Raw genomic sequence first — 17,085 nt, forward strand, 5'->3', positions numbered from 1 at the left:
CGGGGCGGGGCGGGCACGGCGGCGCCGGGACGCGTTCGGCGCGGCGCCGCGCATCCGCGACAATGGTCAGGTGAGCCTTTACCGCGACGAGGGGGTCGTCCTCCGCACCCAGAAGCTGGGGGAGGCCGACCGCATCGTGACCCTGCTGACCCGGCGCACCGGACTGGTGCGGGCGGTCGGCAAGGGGGTGCGCCGCACCAAGTCGCGCTTCGGGGCCCGGCTGGAGCCCTTCAGCCACGTCGACCTGCAGCTGTACACCGGCCGCACCCTCGACGTGATCACCCAGGCCGAGACGGTGCGCCCCTACGGCGAGCGCATCGTCGCCGACTACGCCCGCTACACCGCCGCCACCGCCATGCTGGAGACGGCCGAGAAGGTGGTGGCGGTCGAGAAGGACCCGGCGCTGCGCCACTTCCTCCTGCTCATCGGCGCGCTGCGTACGCTGGGCGAGGGGGAGCACGAGCCGCGGCTGGTGCTCGACGCCTACCTGCTGCGGTCGCTGGCCGTGGCGGGGTACGCGCCCGCGCTGGGCGAGTGCGCCCGCTGCGGCGGCGCCGACCCGCGCGGGTTCGCCGTGCACGCCGGGGGAGCGGTGTGCGGGGTGTGCCGCCCGCACGGATCGGTCCACCCCGCGCCGGAGACCGTCGCGCTGATGGGCGCGCTGCTCGGCGGGGACTGGGCGGCGGCCGACGCCAGCGCGGAGCGCCACCGGAGCGAGTGCAGCGGCCTGGTCGCCGCCTACCTGCAGTGGCACCTCGAAAACGGAATCCGATCCCTGCGCCTAGTGGAGCGTTCGTGAGCCTGTTCAACCCGTCCGCGTCCAAGTCCGGCCGGGGCTATGAGCCCCCGTCGCCGCACCCCAGCGGGGCGCGTCCGCCGGTACTGCCCAAGGCCGTGGTCCCCAAGCACGTCGCCATCGTCATGGACGGCAACGGCCGCTGGGCCAAGGAGCGCGGGCTGCCCCGCACCGAGGGGCACAAGGCGGGCGAGACCTCCCTGTTCGACGTCATCGAGGGCGCCCTGGAGATGGGCATCCCCTACCTGTCGGCGTACGCCTTCTCCACCGAGAACTGGAAGCGCTCGCCCGAGGAGGTGCGCTTCCTCATGGGGTTCAACCGCGACGTCATCCGCCGCCGACGCGACGAGCTGCACGCCATGGGCGTGCGGGTGCGCTGGGCCGGGCGCCGCGGCCGCCTGTGGAAGAGCGTCATCTCCGAGCTGGAGGACGCCGAGGAGATGACCAAGGACAACACCGCGCTCACCCTGCAGTTCTGCGTGAACTACGGGGGGCGCGCCGAGATCGTGGACGCGGCGGCCGAGCTCGCGCGCGCTGCCGCCGAAGGGCGCATCGACCCGGACAAGATCTCTGAGTCCGACTTCGCCGCACGCCTGGACGAGCCGGGGGTGCCCGACGTCGACATGTTCCTGCGCTCCTCGGGCGAGCAGCGGTTCTCCAACTTCCTGCTCTGGCAGTCGGCCTACGCCGAGTTCGTCTTCCTGGACACGCTCTGGCCCGACTTCGACCGGCGCCACCTGTGGCACGCCTGCGAGGTCTACGCCTCACGGGACCGCCGCTACGGCGGCGCCGAGCCCAACCCGCTGCCGGGGCCCTCCGGCGCCTCCGACCGGGCAGGCGCGAACCAGGGGGAGGCGGCCGAATGAGCGCGGACGACCTGCTCACGCGCACGCCGCTCACCTATGTGGCCGTGGGCGACAGCTTCACCGAGGGCGTCGGCGACCCGGGGCCGGACGGCGCCTTCCGCGGCTGGGCCGACCGGTTCGCCGAACACCTGGCCGCGGCGGTCCCCGAGGTGCGCTACGCCAACCTGGCGGTGCGCGGCAAGCTCATCCGCCAGATCGTGACCGACCAGCTGCCCCGCGCGCTGGAGCTGGAGCCGGACCTGGTCACCCTGTGCGCGGGCGGCAACGACGTGCTGCGCCCCGGCGCCGACCCCGACGCTCTCGCCCGCATCCTGGAGCACGCGGTCCGGCGGCTGCGCGCCCAGGGCGCCGAAGTGGTGCTCTTCACCGGGGTGAACATCTCCGACGGTTACATGCGGGCCAGGATCGGCCACTTCGCGCGCTTCTACCTGAACATCCGCTCGATCGCCGACCGGCACGGCTGCCGCGTCGTCGACCAGTGGTCCATGGGGGCGCTGACCGACCCGCGCGCCTGGGACGACGACCGCCTCCACATGTCGCCCGAGGGGCACCGGCGCCTGGCGCTTAAGGTGTGCGAGGCCGTCGGCGTGCCGGTGGAGGGCTCGGGGGACGAGCCGTGGCCCCCGGCCCCCGCCGCGGACGGGCGCGCCGACGCGGCCCGGGAGAACCTGCGCTGGGCGCGGGAGTTCCTGGTCCCGTGGATCGGGCGGCGCCTGACCGGCCGCTCCTCGGGGGACGGCGTGCGGGCCAAGCGGCCCGACGCGCTCCCGCTGCGCCCGCATGACCCCGCCGACCGGTGACGCGGCGTGACCGTCCGGGTTCCGTGGGGACCGTGACGGCCGTTACAAAACTGATCAACCCCGTAACCTACTGTCGCGTAACCAGGGGTCCGAGGGGCATCATCGTCCCATGAGCGGCTTGGACACTGGGCAGGACATCATCTCTTATGTGGCTCTCGGTGACAGCTTCACCGAGGGCCTGGACGATCCCTATCCGGACAGCGACCGCACCCCTGACGGGCGCTTCCGCGGCTGGGCCGACCGGCTCGCGGAGCACCTGGCCGCGGCGGTCCCCGAGGTGCGCTACGCCAACCTTGCGGTGCGCGGCAAGCTCATCCGCCAGATCGTGCGCGACCAGCTCCCGCGCGCCGTCGAGCTGCGGCCGGACCTGGTCACCCTGTGCGCGGGCGGCAACGACATCATCCGCCCCGGGAGCGACCCCGACCAGGTCGCCGAGGTCTTCGAGGGCGCGGTGCAGCGGCTGCGCGCCACCGGGGCGCACGTGGTGGTGTTCACCGGCATGGACACCGGCTTCCAGCCGGTCATGCGGCACCTGCGCGGCAAGGTGGCCACCTACAACATGCACGTGCGGGCCGTCGCCGACCGGCACGGCTGCACCGTCGTCGACCTGTGGGCGATGCGGATGCTGCAGGACCCGCGCGGGTGGAGCTGGGACCGGCTGCACCTGTCGCCGGAGGGCCACCGCCGCCTGGCGCTGCGCACGGCCGAGCTGATCGGGCTGGCGGTCGAGTCCGGCTGGGACGCGCCCTGGCCGCCGGAGCCCCCGAAGGACTGGCGCTCGGCCCGCCAGGAGGACCTGCACTGGGCGCGGGAGTTCCTGGTCCCGTGGATCGGGCGGCGCCTGACCGGCCGCTCCTCCGGCGACGGGCTGTCCCCCAAGCGCCCCGACCTGGAACCCCTCCGCTGCGGCGGCCGCGGTTCCGCATCGTCGCGCCGCTCCTAGGACGGCCCCTCCTCCGCGGAGGAGCCCATCACGCGCGCAGGGGCGCGCTCCCGCCGGGAGCGCGCCCCTGCGCCTTCCGTCAGTTGGCCCGCGCCGAGCAGTCGGCGCAGGTGCCGAAGACCTCGACGGTGTGCGTCACCTCGGTGAACCCGTGTTTGGCGCCCACCGCCTCGGCCCACTTCTCCACCGCGGGGCCCTCCACCTCCACGGCCCTGCCGCACCCGCGGCAGACCAGATGGTGGTGGTGCGCGTCGCTCGCGCAGGCGCGGTAGACGGCCTCGCCCTCGCCGGTGCGCAGGACGTCGACCTCGCCGGAGTCGCTGAGCGCCTGCAGGGCCCGGTAGACGGTGGTCAGGCCGATCTTCGACCCCTCGGCGCGCAGGTCGGCATAGAGGTCCTGCGCACTGCGGAACCCGCTGGCCTCGTTCAAGGCCTGCTTGACGGCCTCGCGTCGTGTACTCACCTGGATACGCTCCCCCGTTCGGTCTGGGGCATCGTACCGACCGTACCCGGGTCGTCCGGACCAGGGGACGGCCCGTCCGCGCGCACCCGTGCACGTCCGGTGGCGGCGCGCAGGACGTACCCCGCCGCCACGGCCACGGCGAAGACCGCCAGCGTCAGCAGCACGATCGCGGCGCCCGGCGCCACGTCGACGTAGAACGCGCCGGTGAGCCCGCCCAGCGAGCACAGCAGGCCGATCGCCATCGCCAGCAGGGCGGTCACCCGGAAGCTGCGCGCCAACTGCTGGGCGGCGGCCACGGGGACCACCATGAGCGCGCTGACCATGAGCACGCCCACCACCCGCATGGAGACCACCACGGTGAGCGCGGCGGTGACCGCGATCACCAGGCTCAGCAGGCGCACCGGAAGCCCCGAGGCGCGGGCGCTCTCCTCGTCCTGGCAGAGCACGAACAGCTCCCGCCAGAAGAAGCCGATGACCGCCAGCACCACGGCGGCCAGGGCGACCACCACCGCGACGTCCTCCTCGCCGACACTGCTGACCGATCCGAACAGGAACCCGGTCAGGGTGGCGCTGTTGGCGCCGGGCGCCAGCCCGATCAGCAGCACGCCCCCGGCGATGCCGCCGTAGAAGAGCAGGGCCAGGGCCACGTCGCCGCCGGTGCGGGCGCGCACCCGGATCAGCTCGATGGCGGCGGCTCCCACCACCGACACGGCCAGCGCCAGCAGCAGCGGCGAGGTCTGCGTCAGGTAGCCCAGGGCGACGCCGGTCAGTGCGACGTGGCCGATGCCGTCGCCGAGCAGCGCCAGCCGCCGCTGCACCAGGAACACCCCGATGACCGGTGCCACCAGCCCCACCAGCGCGGCGGCGATGAGCGCGCGCTGCATGAAGTCGTACTGGAGCATCTCAGTCACGGCGGGGCACCTCGAACTCGGGCAGTGCGGACGGCGCGGCGGCGGCCTCGGCGTCGGCGTGCGGGTGGACGTGGTCGTGGCCGGGGCGGGCGCACGCGCCGGAGGGGCGCGGCACCGGGCCGTCGTGGACCACCCGGCCGCCGGACAGCGCGACGCCGCGCTCCAGCAGCGGCTCCAGCGGGCCGCTCTCGTGCAGGACGAGGAGGATCGTGGAGCCGCGCTCGCGCAGGGCGGTGATGGCCGCGGCCAGGGCGCGCTGGTTCTCGGAGTCGACCCCGGCCATGGGTTCGTCCATGACGAAGGTGTCCGGGCGTGCGGCCAGGGCGCGGGCGATGAGCACGCGCTGCTGCTGGCCCCCGGAGAGCTCGTGCACCGAGGAGCGGGCCATCCCGGCCAGGTCGAGGGCGTCCAGGGCCTCGTCCACGGCGGCCCTGTCGGAGGGCGCGGACCAGCGCAGCCTCCGGCGGCGGGCGATCTGCCCGGAGGCGACCACCTCGCGCACGGTGGCGGGCACGCCGCCGCCCGCGGTGAGCCGCTGCGGCACGTAGCCGATCCGCCCCCAGTCGCGGAACCGGCGCAGCGGGGTGCCGTGCACCTCCACGCTGCCCGAGACCAGCGGGACGATGCCCAGCATCGCCTTCATCAGGGTGGACTTGCCCGAGCCGTTGGGGCCGAGGATGGCGAGCACCTGGCCCCGGGGGACGGTCAGATCGACACCGTGCAGCACGGGCACGCGGTCGTAGGCGACGACGGCGTTCCGGACGAGGAACGCGGGAGGCGCGGACCCCGGGCCGCTGTCGGCCCCGGCGCGCTCCGCGACGGATTCTGCGGTCACCGCCCCATGGTGCCGAAAACGAAAATGATTGTCAAAATAGCGCGGTACTCTACACCACTCCCGCCCGGAGGGGAAGAGGGGGAGTGGAACGCGTGGACCCCGCGGCGCGTCCTAGGCCACCGCCTGGATGACCCCCATCGCCGCCAGGCCCGCCACCACCACGACGCGCATCAGCCGCTCGCCCGACCGCAGGTTCGGCCAGGCCAGGAACGCCAGCCAGCCGATGAACGCCGCCAGCGCCACCAGCAGCGCCCCGCCCAGCGGCCCCGGCAGCAGCAGGCCCGTGATGAACACGGCCGCCATCGCCACCGGGAGGATCCACCGCGGCGCCTGGTGCAGCCACACCAGCGGAACCGCACTGACCTGTTCGACGCGTCGGCGCAGCGGTCCCGCGCCGGGGGTGAAGAACGAATCGCCCGTCGGAAGCGGGCGCCCCGCCCGCCGGAACCCGTCGTCGCGCTTGGCCGCCACGCGCACCCTCCGCACATTCGCCGTCCCTGCGTGGGAAGCCTACTCTCCGGCCCTCGCTAGGATGCATCGTCAGGAGGGGAACAGCGGCAACGCATGATCCTTACCGGACGTTCACGCGTACCGCCTTAGAGTAGTCGGGCGAACGCCGGCCCGGTGAGCGCCGACCGCGCGGACCGCGCCTTCCGTCGGCGTCGCCCCCCGCGTCCCCGCCGCGCCCGCTCCGCAGAAGACCTACCGGGAGACTGTTTTTCCGTGCCGAAGCTCAGCGTCATCGTCGCTTTCGACGTCACCGAGCCGCATCTGCGCCCGACTCTGGACTCCCTGTCGGGGAGCAGCACAGGCGGCCGCGACCTGGAGATCGTCCTGGTCCCCCTGGCCTCGGGGGAGCGGCGCGGGGAGGACCCCCGCGAGGACGACCGTGCCGAGGCGTCCTCCGAGGGCGCCGACGACGACTCCGCCGCCGACGACGACCGGGAGGAGGACGGCACCGATTCCTCCGGGTCCTCCGACGCGGCCGAGCCCGCCGAGGGCGAGGACGGCGAGGCGGTCGGCCCCGTCCGCGAGGAGGGGCGGGCCACCGCCGAGGAGTTCGCCGCCGCCCCGCCCGAGGGCGTCGCGGCCGTGCTGGTGCGCGAGCCCGCCGCCGGGCGCGCGGCGGCCCGCGCCGCCGGGGCCGCCGCCTCCTCCGGCGACCTGCTGATGTTCCTCGACGGCGGCGACACCCTGCCCGGCTACGCCCTGTCCTACCTCGCCGACTCCCTGGAGGCCTCCGGGTCCCAGGCCGCCACCGGCAATGTGTACCGCTTCAACGACCTGGGCGCCCGGCCCTCGTCGCGGCACCGCAAGATCTTCGGCAAGCCCCGCACCGGCGTCGACGTGCACGCCACCTCCTCGCTGCTGCGCGACCGCCTGTTCGGCAACAAGCTCTGGCGCCGCGACTTCTGGGAGTCCCTGCCCGACCTCGGCCTGGACGACGCCGACGAGGACCTGGCCGCGGTGCGCGCGCTGTTCGCCGCCGCGGCCGTCGACGTCCTCCCCGCCCCGGTGCTGCTGCGCCGCGACCGGGCGGAGGGGCCGCCGCTCAGCGACACCGCCGTGCTCGACCGCCGCCTGCGCGCCGTCGCCGCGCTCTCCACCTCGCTGTCGGCCTCCGACCGCGACCTGTGGGACGCCCACGCGTTCCGCAACGACGTGCGCTCGGTCCTGCTCGCGCTCGACGACGCCGACGACGAGGGCCGCGCCCGCTTCCTCGACCTGGTCGGCGACCAGCTGTCCGGGACCGCCCCGGCGGTGGTCGACGGGCTGGCCCCGCTGCACCGCCTCAACCTCCACCTGGTGCGCTGCCGCGACCTGGACCGCCTCCTCGAGGCCGTCACCTTCCAGAAGAGCGTGGAGCTGAAGAAGGCCCCGGTGGTCCGCCGCGGCCTGCAGTACTTCGTGCGCTACCCCTTCTTCGAGGACCCCGCGGCCGGGGTGCCGCGCGACGTCTACCGGCTGCAGTCGGAGCTGAAGGTCCGGCAGAAGACCGAGCGGGTGGAGTGGCGCGGCGGCAAGCTCGTCGTCGGCGGCCGTGTGGGCGTGCTCAACCTGCGCGCCGGGCGCCGCTGGCAGCAGCAGCTCCTGGCCTTCGCCGTCAACGCCGACACCGGCCGCCGCATCCCCGTGCCGGTCAAGGTGCTGCGCGCCGCCGAGTACCGGCTGCCCGACCTGCCCGACGCCGCCCGCCACGACTACGGCGGCTTCGAGATCACCGTGGACCCGGCCCGGCTGCGGCTGGCCGGCAAGTGGCGCGCCACCTCCTGGAAGCTGGAGCTGGTGGTGGTCAACCGCGGCCTGGTGCGCCGCCGCATCATCGCCAACCCGGTGTCCGGCCCCGCCGAGCGCCCGCCCTACCGCCGCATCACCGGCGACGTGTGGCTGCGCCCCGAGTGGGACCGCGACCGCCACCTCTCCCTGGCCGTCGCCCCGGTGCGCGCCCGCGTCATCGGGCAGGGGCTGGAGGACGCCCCGGGCGGACCGGTGCTGGCGCTGCGCGGCGAGTACGTCTCCCCGCCCGCCGCCTCCTGCACCGCCCTGCGGCTGACCCGCCGCCCCGGCACCGCCCGCCTGGAGTACCCGCTGGAGGCCGCCGACGGCGGCTTCACCGCCCGGGTGCCCGTGGCCGACCTGCTGGCCGGGGCCGTCGACGAGGGGCCGGGCCTGCTGCGCCAGGAGCGGTGGACGGCCGCCCTGGCCGCCCCCGACGGCACCGCGCTGCCGCTGGTGCTGCCGGACGAGGCCGGTACCCCCACCCACCCGGTGGGCGACGGCCGCCACGAGGTCGCCGTGCAGCGCACCGGCACCGGCTACCTGCGGCTGCGCGCCGGGTGGGCGCACCCGGTCGTGCGCGGCGCCCGCTGGGAGGACCGCGACCTGGTGCTCACCGGGCACTACGGCGCCTCCTCCGACACCGAGCTCGTGTTCAAGGCGCGCGGCCGCGACGAGGAGCACCGGGTGGCCCTGGAGCGCGACGGCGCCTCCTTCACCGCGCGCCTGGACCCCTCCGCCATCGCGACCCTCTCGGGCACGCTCCCGCTGCCCGCCGGGACCTACCAGCTGTGGGCGCGCGTGGCGCTGGACGACGGCACCACCCGCGACGTCGGCGCCGAGATCGACCCGGACGTGGTGCGCGAGCTGCCGCTGCGGATGGACACCGGGGAGCGCGGCTACACCTTCGCCGACTCCGGCTTCGACACCCCCGTGCTGCGGGTGGACAGCGACCTGCGCCCCGAGGAGCGCGGCTCCTTCGCCCAGCGCACGCTGCGCGAGGAGGTCTACCCGGCGCTGCGCCGCGAGCCGGTGCGCGAGAGCGTGCTCTTCGACAGCTACACCGGGCGCCAGTTCTCCGACAGCCCGCAGAGCATCTACGCCGAGCTGCGCCGCCGCGGCGGGCAGTGGGCCGACCACCCGATGTCCTGGCTGGTCAAGGACGGGCAGGTGAACCTGCCGGAGGACCTGGAGCCGGTGCGGCACAACGGCCGCGACTTCTACGAGGCGCTGGCCCGCTCCCGCTACATCGTCACCAACTCCCGCCAGCCGGCCTGGTTCGCCCGCCGTCCCGACCAGGTGGTGGTGCAGACCTGGCACGGGTCGATGCTCAAGCGCATCGGCTTCGACATCGAGAACATCCGCGGCAAGTCCCGCGACTACCACGACAAGCTGGCGTGGGAGACGCAGCAGTGGGACTACCTGGTCTCGCCCAGCCCCTGGGCGACGCCCATCCTGCGCCGCGCCTTCCGGTTCGACGGGGAGATCCTGGAGACCGGCTACCCGCGCAACGACATCTTCTTCGCTCCGGACCGGGAGGAGATCGCCGCCCGGACCCGCCGCGCGCTGGGGCTGCCCGAGGGCAAGAAGGTGGTGCTCTACGCGCCCACCTGGCGCGACGACAAGTACTACACGCGCGGCAAGCACAAGCTCGACCTGCACCTGGACCTGCGCAGGATGTACGAGAAGCTCGGCGACGACCACGTGCTGCTGGTGCGGCGGCACCCGCGGGTGGTGGACAGCGTGCCGATCGTGGGCGAGGACTTCGTCTGGGACGTCTCGCTCTACCCGGAGATCATGGAGCTGTTCCTGATCACCGACGTGCTCGTCACCGACTACTCGTCGATGATGTTCGACTTCGCCAACACCGGGCGCCCGATGCTCTTCTTCACCTACGACATCGAGAGCTACCGGGACAACCTGCGCGGGTTCTACTTCGATTTCGAGGAGACCGCGCCGGGCCCGCTGCTGACCGAGTCGGACGAGGTCATCGCGGCGCTGCGGGACATCGACGCGGTCGCCGACGCGGCCGCGGACACGTACCGGGCCTTCACCGAGCAGTTCTGCCCGCTGGACGACGGCGGGGCCGCGGCCCGCGTCGTCGACCGGGTCTTCGGCAAGGACTGACCGGGCGGTCCCCTCCGCTCGTTGATCTCGGGAGAAACGACGCTACCCGCGCGGTTTTAGGGGCGTTTCTCCCGAGATCAACGCGGGATGTCGGTGTCAGGGCGCGACGGCCCCGCGCGCCGCGCGCATCACCCGGACGATCTTCTCGGCCGAGTTGACCGTGCGCACGTCCTCCGGCGGCACCGTCCCGCCGCCCATCCGCACCCGCGGGTTGCGGTGGCGCACGGGGGAGGGGACCGTGTCCATCGCGGAGAAGTGCAGTTCCCGCGCCCCGGTGCGGGCGACCAGCTCGGCGGCGTTGCCGTCGCGCACCCCGCCCCCGGGCATCACCGCGATCCGCCCGGCCGCGCGCCGCACGAGCTCGGCGATCAGGTCGGCGCCCTCCGGTGCGCTCGCCTGCTGCCCCGAGGTCAGCACCCGGTCCACGCCCATGCCGACCAGCGCCTCCAGCGTGCCGACCGGGTCGGCGCACACGTCGAAGGCCCGGTGGAAGGTGGTGCCCATCCCTTCGGCGGCGGACAGCAGCCGCTTCATCGCCTCCCGGTCGACCTCCCCGTCGGGGGTCAGGACCCCGAGCACCACCCCGTGCGCCCCGGCGCGGGTGAACGCCCGCACGTCGCGCTCCATGGCGTCCAGCTCGCCGGAGTCGTAGACGAAGTCGCCCCCGCGCGGCCGGACGATGGGGAAGACCGCGATGCCCGGGGCGGCCTCCAGGACCGCCTCGACGGTGCCGATGCTGGGCGTCAGGCCCCCGTCGACCAGGGCCGAGACCAGCTCGACGCGGTCGGCCCCGGCGCGCTGGGCGGTGCGCGCCCCGGCGGCGCCCTCCACCACGATCTCGAAGGCCAGGGTGCCGGGAGCGGCCGCGGGGCCGGTCTCGGGTCCGGTGGCGCCGGCGGTGCCGGGAACGGCGGTGCTGGGAACGGCGGGTTCGGTCACGGCGGGGCCCTCCTGTCACGGGTGCGGTCTAGACCAGTACACCACTCCGGCGGGCGGACCGGGCGCCGCCGCGGCGGTGGGATGATGGAGCGGTGATCGTCATCACCCGTTACACCGTTCCCGCCGAGCAGGTCGAGGACTTCCGCGCGCGTGCCGCCGAAGCGCTGCGCGTCCTCGGCGCCCGCCCCGGGTTCGTCGGTTCGCGCGTGGGCCGCGCCGCCGACGACCCCGAGCTGTGGACCGTGGTCACCGAGTGGGAGGGCGCCGGGCACTACCGCCGCGCCCTGTCCGACTTCGAGGTCCGCATGGCCGCTGTGCCGCTGCTCTCCCAGGCCAGGGACGAGCCGACCGCCTATGAGATCGTGAACGTCCCCACGCCCGGGGGCGGCTAAATCGGTCGCAGGGGCCGCCGCTCCCGCGTATCGTCGGGGGAGCGGGGCGCCGGTGACGGCGCCCTCACTCACCGGTCCCGGGGCCGCGCCCGGGAGACCGGTCCGACCGCACACCACCGAATCGCCGACGCGCGATCCGCCGACCGCCAGCCGGATGGAGAGTCAGAGAGAACATGGCCGCCAAGTCTGAGGCAATGGACAAGCTCGTCAACCTCGCGAAGCGCAGGGGGCTGGTGTACCCCTCCAGTGAGATCTACGGCGGTCTGCGCGCCTCTTGGGACTACGGCCCGCTGGGTGTGGAGCTGAAGCAGAACATCAAGCGGCAGTGGTGGAGGTCGGTGGTCCAGGAGCGCGACGACATCGTCGGCCTGGACTCCAGCGTCATCCTGGCCCGCGAGGTGTGGGAGGCCTCCGGCCACGTGCAGGCCTTCGTGGACCCGCTGACCGAGTGCCAGTCCTGCCACAAGCGCTTCCGCGCCGACCACCTCATCGAGGCCTACGAGGAGAAGCACGGCCGCGAGCCGGAGAACGGCCTGGCCGACATCGCCTGCTCCAACTGCGGCGCCAAGAGCTCCTTCACCGAGCCGAAGATGTTCAACGGCCTGCTGCGCACCTACCTGGGCCCGGTGCAGGACGAGACCGGCCTGGCCTTCCTGCGCCCCGAGACCGCGCAGGGCATCTTCATCAACTACCTCAACGTGCAGCAGAGCGCGCGCAAGAAGATCCCGTTCGGCATCGGCCAGGTCGGCAAGTCCTTCCGCAACGAGATCACCCCGGGCAACTTCATCTTCCGCACCCGCGAGTTCGAGCAGATGGAGATGGAGTTCTTCGTCAAGCCGGGCGAGGACGAGGACTGGCACCAGTACTGGATCGACCAGCGCATGCAGTGGTACCTCGACCTGGGCGTGGGCAAGGACAACCTGCGGCTGTACGAGCACCCGCAGGAGAAGCTCTCGCACTACTCCAAGCGCACGGTCGACATCGAGTACCGGTTCAACTTCCAGGGCGCCGAGTGGGGCGAGCTGGAGGGCGTCGCCAACCGGACCGACTACGACCTGAGCACCCACTCGGAGAAGTCCGGCGCGGACCTGTCCTTCTTCGACCAGGAGAGCAACGAGCGCTACGTCCCCTACGTCATCGAGCCGGCGGCCGGTGTCGACCGCGCGATGCTGATGTTCATGCTCGACGCCTACCGCGAGGACGAGGCGCCCAACGCCAAGGGCAAGATGGAGAAGCGCTCGGTCATGGCGCTGGACCCGCGCCTGTCGCCGGTCAAGGCCGCGGTGCTGCCGCTGTCGCGCAACTCCGACCTGTCGCCCAAGGCCCGCGACCTGGCCGCGCGCCTGCGCAAGCGGTGGAACACCGAGTTCGACGACGCCGGTGCGATCGGCCGCCGCTACCGCCGCCAGGACGAGATCGGCACCCCGTTCTGCGTCACGGTCGACTTCGACACCCTCGAGGACGACGCCGTGACGGTCCGGGAGCGCGACACCATGTCCCAGGAGCGCGTCTCGCTGGACCGGGTGGAGACCTACCTGTTCGAGCGGCTGCCCGCCGGCTGCTGAGCCGCGCGCCCCGAGGCGCGCGGGAAGCACAGGAGAGAGGCGGCCGGACCCGGGGGGATATGGTCTCCGGCCGCCTCCGCTGTGGACCCCCGGTGCACATGTCCGGGAGAACCTGTTCTCACGCTAGCCCGATATGCGCCGTCGGGTAAGAGGTTTCCGCCTCGGTGCCCGCCCGTGTAAGCGAATCGTGATTCCGTGCGTGACCGGCGCGGCGAGAACACGTCCCACCGGCGAACGGCCTCAGGCCTGGGCGTAGACGACCATCGACACCGCGATGTAGTGGCAGATGTAGGCGGCGATGGTCAGCGAGTGGAACACCTCGTGGAAGCCGAACCAGCGCGGGGCGGGGTCGGGCCGCTTGGCCCCGTAGACGACGGCGCCGGCGCTGTAGAGGAGGCCCCCGGCCAGCACCAGGATCCAGGCGGCCGGGTGCATCCCCTGGACGAGCTGGGGGATGAAGAGCACCGCCACCCAGCCGATGGCCAGGTAGAGCGCGGTGGACAGCCAGCGCGGCGCGTTCAGCCAGAACATCTTGAACAGCACCCCGGCCACGGCGCCGCCCCAGATCAGCGCGGTCATCGCGGTGCGCAGCGGGTCCTCGAGCACCAGCACCACGAACGGCGTGTAGGTCCCGGCGATGATCAGGTAGATGTTGGCGTGGTCCATGCGGCGCAGCACCGCCACCGCGCGGGAGGACCAGCGGCCCACGTGGTAGACGGCCGAGGTGCCGAACAGCAGCACCGCGGCCAGCGCGTAGACCGCGGCGCAGATCCGCGCGGCGGTGGTGGGCGCCAGGGCGGTCAGGACGATGCCCGCGGCCAGCGCGGGCGGGGCGGTGCCCAGGTGGAGCCAGCCGCGCAGTCTGGGTTTGACCGACCGCAGCAGCTCGGCCGGGCCGGTGCGCGGCGGCTGCGACCCCCCGGTTCCGGGGGGTGCGGATGGTGCGGTCACGGCGTGCCTTCTTCCTCGTGTGGGGGCGGGGCCCAGAAAGCGGCGGCGCTGCGCGGCGGCGCCGCGGGGGGCGGCCCCGGACCGACTCTACCTACGGTCGCGTAGGTTACCTACCAGTAGAAATGTGGGGTGCGGCACAGGGGGCAGTGGTCTTTTTCGGGGGTCTGGGCCCCGGCGCGGCGGCCGCCGCCTGCTACCGTGCTTGCAAGCGTCCCTGACCACGCCGATCGCCTGCGTCCCGCAACCCCGTTTCTTTTCTCCGACCCAGGGGAACGTCTACCCTTCCTGAACCATTGGTCTAGACCATTAAAATCCTGATGACCAGTGAAGATGTGAAGGGAGAGCGGGGAATGAAGGAGGCAGGCGGCCGGATTGGTCCACGGACGCGACGAGATCGAGCGGTCCCGTCGGAGGAGATCCACGTGCTCACGTACGTCTACGAGTTCAGCGAAGGCAACAAGGACCTGAAGGACCTGCTGGGCGGCAAGGGCGCGAACCTCGCCGAGATGACCAACCTGGGTCTGCCGGTCCCGCCCGGGTTCACCATCACCACCGAGGCCTGCCGCGCCTACCTGGAGAGCGGCGGCATGCCCGAGGGCATGGCCGGGCAGGTCACCGAGAAGCTCACCGCCCTCGAAGCGGCCATGGGCAAGCGGCTCGGGCAACCCGACGACCCGCTCCTCGTCAGCGTCCGCTCGGGGGCCAAGTTCTCCATGCCCGGCATGATGGAGACCGTCCTCAACATCGGGCTCAACGACGATTCGGTAGGCGGGCTCGCCGCCCAGTCGGGCGACGAGCGCTTCGCCTGGGACTCCTACCGCCGCCTCGTCCAGATGTTCGGCAAGACCGTGCTGGACATCGACGGCGACCTGTTCGAGGACGCCATCGAGGAGCGCAAGCGCGCGATCGGCGCCGACGGCGACCTCGACCTCGGCGCCGAGGACTTCCGCGCCCTCGTCGCCGCCTTCAAGGACATCGTGCTGCAGGCCTCCGGCCGCCCGTTCCCCACCGACCCGCGCGAGCAGATGGACCTGGCCGTCCGGGCCGTCTTCGACTCCTGGAACGCCCCCCGCGCCGTGCTCTACCGGCGCCGCGAGCGCATCCCCGCCGACCTGGGCACCGCGGTCAACGTGTGCGCCATGGTCTTCGGCAACCTCGGGATGGACTCGGGCACCGGCGTCGCCTTCACCCGCGACCCGGCCACCGGCCGCCAGGGCGTCTACGGCGACTACCTGCAGAACGCCCAGGGCGAGGACGTCGTCGCCGGCATCCGCAACACCGTGCCGCTGGCCGACCTGGAGCGCATCGACGAGGCGAGCCACGACGAGCTCATGGGCATCATGCGCACGCTCGAAGAGCACTACCGCGACCTGTGCGACATCGAGTTCACCATCGAGCGCGGCAAGCTGTGGATGCTGCAGACCCGCGTCGGCAAGCGCACCGCGGCCGCCGCGTTCCGCATCGCCGACCAGCTCGTCGAACAGGGCATGATCACCCCCGACGAGGCGATCACCCGGGTCAACGGCGACCAGCTCGCCCAGCTCATGTTCCCCCGCTTCGACGAGGCCGCCCCGCGCGACGTCCTCGGCCGCGGCATGAACGCCTCCCCGGGCGCCGCCGTGGGGCGCGCCGTCTTCGACTCGGCCGCCGCCGTCAAGCGCGCCCGCGCCGGGGAGAAGGTCGTGCTCTGCCGCCGCGAGACCAACCCCGACGACCTGGAGGGCATGCTCGCCGCCGAGGGCATCCTCACCAGCCGCGGCGGCAAGACCTCGCACGCCGCCGTCGTCGCCCGCGGGATGGGGACCACCTGCGTGTGCGGCGCCGAGGAGCTCGACATCGACGTCAAGGAGCGGCGGATGACCGCCCCCGGCGGCCGGGTGGTGGAGGAGGGCGACCTCATCTCCATCGACGGCAGCACGGGCGAGGTGTTCCTCGGCGAGGTGCCGGTGGTCGACTCCCCGGTCGTGCGGTACTTCGACGGCACCCTCGACCCGGAGGGCGAGGAGGCCGACGACCTGGTGCGGGCCGTGCACCGGGTGATGGGCCGCGCCGACGCCGACCGGCGCCTGGGCGTACGGGCCAACGCCGACACCCCCGAGGACGCCGCCCGCGCGCGGCGGATGGGCGCCCAGGGCATCGGGCTGTGCCGCACCGAGCACATGTTCCTCGGTGAGCGGCGGCCCCTGGTCGAGCGGCTCATCCTCGCCGAGGACGGGGCCGAGCGGGACGAGGCGCTGGAAGGGCTGCTGCCGCTGCAGCGCACCGACTTCACCGGGATCCTGGAGGCCATGGACGGGCTCGCGGTCACCGTCCGCCTGATCGACCCGCCGCTGCACGAGTTCCTGCCCGACCTCACCGAGCTGTCGGTGCGGGTGGCCCTGGCCCAGGAGCGCGGCGAGCGGCACGACAACGACCGGCGGCTGCTGCGGGCCGTCCAGCGGCTGCATGAGCAGAACCCGATGATGGGGCTGCGCGGCGTGCGGCTGGGGCTGGTCGTCCCCGGCCTGTTCACCATGCAGGTGCGGGCCCTCGCCCAGGCGGCCGCCGAACGGCTGCGGGCCGGCGGCGACCCCCGGCCCGAGGTGATGATCCCGCTGGTGGGCACCGTGCAGGAGCTGGAGATCATCCGCGAGGAGGCGGTGCGCACCGTCCGGGAGGTCGCCGAGGAGTACGGCGTGGAGCTGGAATTCCCGATCGGCACCATGATCGAGCTGCCACGGGCGGCACTGACCGCCGGGCAGATCGCCGAGAGCGCCGAGTTCTTCTCCTTCGGCACCAACGACCTCACCCAGACCGTCTGGGGCTTCTCCCGCGACGACGTGGAGGCCTCGTTCTTCTCCCAGTACCTGGAGAAGGGCGTGTTCGGGGTGTCGCCGTTCGAGACGATCGACGTCGAGGGGGTCGGGCGCCTGGTGCGCGCCGCCGTCGAGGAGGGGCGGGCCGCCCGGCCCGACCTGAAGCTGGGCGTGTGCGGCGAGCACGGGGGCGACCCGGCGTCGGTGCACTTCTTCGACCGGGTGGGGTTGGACTACGTGTCCTGCTCGCCGTTCCGGGTGCCGGTCGCCCGTCTGGAGGCCGGTCGCGCGGCCGTCCAGGAGGGGTGAGCCGGGGCCGACGGCGGCCGGAACGGGCCGGCGAGGTGCGGGGAGGGGCATGTCACGACATGAGACCTTCCCGTAATATGATCTCGACCTTCGTGGTGAGCGCCCCGTCCACTACT

Annotated in this window: 14 protein-coding genes; 8 read left to right on the forward strand and 6 right to left on the reverse strand. The window is 73.1% G+C overall.

Translation table 11 applies throughout. The features are described 5' to 3' along the window. Positions 1-70 precede the first annotated feature (70 nt). The 4 genes from recO to O4U47_RS00570 all read left to right on the forward strand — a co-directional run bounded on the left by recO (position 71) and on the right by O4U47_RS00570 (position 3,405). Positions 71-799: a DNA repair protein RecO gene (recO, locus tag O4U47_RS00555; protein ID WP_270674944.1), complete on the forward strand. Its 729-nt coding sequence runs from the start codon at positions 71-73 to the stop codon at positions 797-799. Continuing rightward, positions 796-1,662 (forward strand): isoprenyl transferase, encoded by an 867-nt coding sequence (locus tag O4U47_RS00560; protein ID WP_270674947.1) that lies wholly within the window; start codon positions 796-798, stop codon positions 1,660-1,662. The genes recO and O4U47_RS00560 overlap by 4 nt, the downstream gene beginning before the upstream one ends. Continuing rightward, complete coding sequence (locus O4U47_RS00565; RefSeq protein WP_270674949.1) at positions 1,659-2,462, forward strand: SGNH/GDSL hydrolase family protein; 804 nt, start codon at positions 1,659-1,661, stop codon at positions 2,460-2,462. Before O4U47_RS00560 ends, O4U47_RS00565 begins: the two co-directional genes overlap by 4 nt. A 109-nt stretch (positions 2,463-2,571) precedes the next feature. After that, on the forward strand, positions 2,572-3,405 hold the full coding sequence (locus O4U47_RS00570; RefSeq protein WP_270674951.1) for an SGNH/GDSL hydrolase family protein: 834 nt from the start codon (positions 2,572-2,574) through the stop codon (positions 3,403-3,405). A 79-nt stretch (positions 3,406-3,484) separates the two neighbouring features. On the opposite strand, the gene O4U47_RS00575 is transcribed toward O4U47_RS00570, so the two are convergent. The 4 genes from O4U47_RS00575 to O4U47_RS00590 all read right to left on the reverse strand — a co-directional run bounded on the left by O4U47_RS00575 (position 3,485) and on the right by O4U47_RS00590 (position 6,085). Next, entirely contained in the window at positions 3,485-3,868 is a 384-nt protein-coding gene (locus O4U47_RS00575) for a Fur family transcriptional regulator (RefSeq protein WP_270674953.1), read from the reverse strand. Then, a complete protein-coding gene (locus tag O4U47_RS00580) occupies positions 3,865-4,779 on the reverse strand; it encodes a metal ABC transporter permease (protein WP_270674957.1) in 915 nt (304 codons plus the stop codon). The genes O4U47_RS00575 and O4U47_RS00580 overlap by 4 nt, the downstream gene beginning before the upstream one ends. Next, positions 4,772-5,614, reverse strand: coding sequence for a metal ABC transporter ATP-binding protein (locus O4U47_RS00585; protein ID WP_270674960.1), 843 nt, complete (start codon positions 5,612-5,614; stop codon positions 4,772-4,774). Before O4U47_RS00585 ends, O4U47_RS00580 begins: the two co-directional genes overlap by 8 nt. A gap of 111 nt (positions 5,615-5,725) precedes the next feature. Beyond that, positions 5,726-6,085, reverse strand: coding sequence for a DUF6703 family protein (locus tag O4U47_RS00590; RefSeq protein WP_270674963.1), 360 nt, complete (start codon positions 6,083-6,085; stop codon positions 5,726-5,728). A gap of 252 nt (positions 6,086-6,337) precedes the next feature. Between O4U47_RS00590 and O4U47_RS00595 the strand changes: the two genes are divergently transcribed. Beyond that, on the forward strand, positions 6,338-10,018 hold the full coding sequence (locus tag O4U47_RS00595; RefSeq protein ID WP_270674966.1) for a CDP-glycerol glycerophosphotransferase family protein: 3,681 nt from the start codon (positions 6,338-6,340) through the stop codon (positions 10,016-10,018). Positions 10,019-10,114: 96 nt separating this feature from the next. On the opposite strand, the gene O4U47_RS00600 is transcribed toward O4U47_RS00595, so the two are convergent. Beyond that, on the reverse strand, positions 10,115-10,957 hold the full coding sequence (locus tag O4U47_RS00600; RefSeq protein ID WP_270674969.1) for a copper homeostasis protein CutC: 843 nt from the start codon (positions 10,955-10,957) through the stop codon (positions 10,115-10,117). Between the two features lie 92 nt (positions 10,958-11,049). Here O4U47_RS00600 and O4U47_RS00605 point away from each other — a divergent pair, with 92 nt between their 5' ends. Together O4U47_RS00605 and O4U47_RS00610 are read left to right on the forward strand one after the other, a co-directional pair. Continuing rightward, on the forward strand, positions 11,050-11,349 hold the full coding sequence (locus O4U47_RS00605) for an antibiotic biosynthesis monooxygenase family protein (protein ID WP_270674972.1): 300 nt from the start codon (positions 11,050-11,052) through the stop codon (positions 11,347-11,349). A 173-nt stretch (positions 11,350-11,522) separates the two neighbouring features. After that, entirely contained in the window at positions 11,523-12,914 is a 1,392-nt protein-coding gene (locus tag O4U47_RS00610) for a glycine--tRNA ligase (protein WP_270674975.1), read from the forward strand. Positions 12,915-13,154: 240 nt separating this feature from the next. Here O4U47_RS00610 and trhA read toward each other — a convergent pair whose 3' ends face one another. After that, complete coding sequence (gene trhA / locus O4U47_RS00615; protein WP_408638904.1) at positions 13,155-13,865, reverse strand: PAQR family membrane homeostasis protein TrhA; 711 nt, start codon at positions 13,863-13,865, stop codon at positions 13,155-13,157. A gap of 422 nt (positions 13,866-14,287) precedes the next feature. Here trhA and ppdK point away from each other — a divergent pair, with 422 nt between their 5' ends. Further along, a complete protein-coding gene (gene ppdK / locus O4U47_RS00620; RefSeq protein ID WP_270674978.1) occupies positions 14,288-16,969 on the forward strand; it encodes a pyruvate, phosphate dikinase in 2,682 nt (893 codons plus the stop codon). The last annotated feature ends 116 nt before the right edge of the window (positions 16,970-17,085 follow it).

It is taken from the genome of Nocardiopsis suaedae (assembly GCF_027706745.1).
GTDB classification, from domain to species: domain Bacteria; phylum Actinomycetota; class Actinomycetes; order Streptosporangiales; family Streptosporangiaceae; genus Nocardiopsis_A; species Nocardiopsis_A suaedae.

Bases quoted from the DNA above. Each gene is read 5' to 3' on its own strand.
- O4U47_RS00565 (WP_270674949.1), top strand. From the start codon at position 1,659: ATGAGCGCGGACGACCTGCTCACGCGCACGCCGCTCACCTATGTGGCC.
- O4U47_RS00570 (WP_270674951.1), top strand. From the start codon at position 2,572: ATGAGCGGCTTGGACACTGGGCAGGACATCATCTCTTATGTGGCTCTC.
- O4U47_RS00610 (WP_270674975.1), top strand. From the start codon at position 11,523: ATGGCCGCCAAGTCTGAGGCAATGGACAAGCTCGTCAACCTCGCGAAG.